This is a genomic window from Actinosynnema sp. NPDC023658 (genome assembly GCF_040639995.1).
Taxonomy (GTDB): domain Bacteria; phylum Actinomycetota; class Actinomycetes; order Mycobacteriales; family Pseudonocardiaceae; genus Actinosynnema.
The window spans coordinates 1-1,660 of record NZ_JBFAAX010001142.1; the positions used below are offsets into that span (position 1 = coordinate 1).

Annotated in this window: 1 protein-coding gene and 1 pseudogene; both read left to right on the forward strand. The window is 71.7% G+C overall.

The window, feature by feature from the left end:
- The coding region (locus AB0G02_RS38950) for an acyl-CoA dehydrogenase family protein (RefSeq protein ID WP_360805160.1) at window positions 1-1,035 on the forward strand (1,035 nt) is incomplete at its 5' end.
- Window positions 1,032-1,660, forward strand: a pseudogene (locus tag AB0G02_RS38955) (hypothetical protein); the annotation flags it as partial. The gene AB0G02_RS38950 and the pseudogene AB0G02_RS38955, both read left to right, overlap by 4 nt.

Consider the following 1,660-nt stretch of genomic DNA (forward strand, 5'->3'; position numbering starts at 1 on the left):
GCCACAGAGGTGTTCCTGCGCGCCGACGTCAGCGCCATCGACACCGCCGTGGCGAAGCTGTACACGAGCGAGACCTGCCAGCAGGTCGGGCACGAGGTCCTGCGCCGCTGGCGGACGCTCGCGAAGCGGCCCGGTCTCGACGACCTCGTCCGGGAGGAGCTGTTCTCCGGGCTCACCGAGTCGCCGGGCCTCACCCTGTCGGCGGGCACGTCGGAGATGATGCTGTCCACCATCGCCGCGGACCTCAAGGAGGACTACGGCCGGCGCTGCCTGCAGATCCTGCACGGGTTCGGCGGTGAGCTGGTCGACACCGTCGTCGAGGTCCTGGACCCGGTGGGCGCGCGCATCAAGGCCGAACCCCTGTTCGCCTACTCGACGACGCGCCGCGCCGCGTTGGCGGACGCGTTGGCGGAGTTCGGCTTCGACCGCGTGGAGCTGCCGGAGGACGAGGGCGGCCTCGGGCTCGGCCTCACCGTCGGGTGCGCGATCGGCATGAGCCTGGGCTACCTCGGCTACGAGAACGGCTACCGGCCCTGCCGGCTCGCGGACCCCGACCCGGCCGGGAGCGGCGCGGACGCGTGCGACGACCACCCGGAGGCCCTCGACTGCCGGGTGCGCCACGCGGCGTACGTGCTGGGGCTCGGGATCGGGCTGTTCCGGACCGCTTGGGAGCACGCCTCCACCCGGGAGCAGTTCGGTCGGCACCTCGTCGACTACGACGCGCTGGTGTTCCCGCTCATCCGCGGCTACGCCGAGCTGCAGGCGCTGTGCAAGCGGCTGCACGAGATCGCGGACACGATCGCGGACCTGGACGAGGCGGTGGTCCGGCGGTTCGAGCTGGTCGAGCAGGACGCCTTGGTGCGGGTCGTGCGCAGCTCGATGCAGGTCCTGGGCGCCCAGGGCATCACGGCTTGGTCGATCGCGTCGCGCTTCTACCTGCGGTGCGCCGAGAACATCGGACCGGTCGACCAGCGCCACGAAGAGGAGGTGGTCCGATGCGCGTCGCCCTCGATGGCCCCGGGTCGTCGGATGTGACTTCACCCGGGCTCTACGACGAGTCGCAGTACTCGTCGCGGAACATGCACCCCGTCTGGCAGGCCCTGCGCGAGGCGGGCGACCTGCACCACGAGCGGACGCCCGACGGCGAGGAGTTCTTCGCGGCGACGCGGTACGCGGACGTCCGCGGCGTCCTGGCCGACCACGGGACGTTCTCGTCGGCGTACAGCACCATGCTCAGCGTCCGCGGGGACGGCGACGTGGCGGCGGGCGCGGCGATCCACCTGACGGACCCGCCGCTGCACCCCGAGATCAAGCGCATCTTCACCCCGCTGATGACCGTGCCCGCGGCGCAACGCCTGCGGCAGGGGATCGTCGAGCGCATGGGTGAGCTGTTCGACTCCCTCCGCGGCCGGGAGTCGTTCGACTTCTGCGAAGCCATGATCACCCTGCCGATGACGGTCACGGGCACGGTGATGGGCATCCCGGAGAGCGAGTGGCCGGTCACCGGGCGGGCGACCGTGCAGGCGATGGGCGGAGCGGACGTCGCGCAGTCGGAGCGCGCGCGCCGGTTCAGCCTCTTCGAAGCGCACACGACGATCATGACGGTGCTCGGTGAGGTGCTGGAGGCGCAGCCGCCCGCCGACTCGGTGAGCGGCCGGTG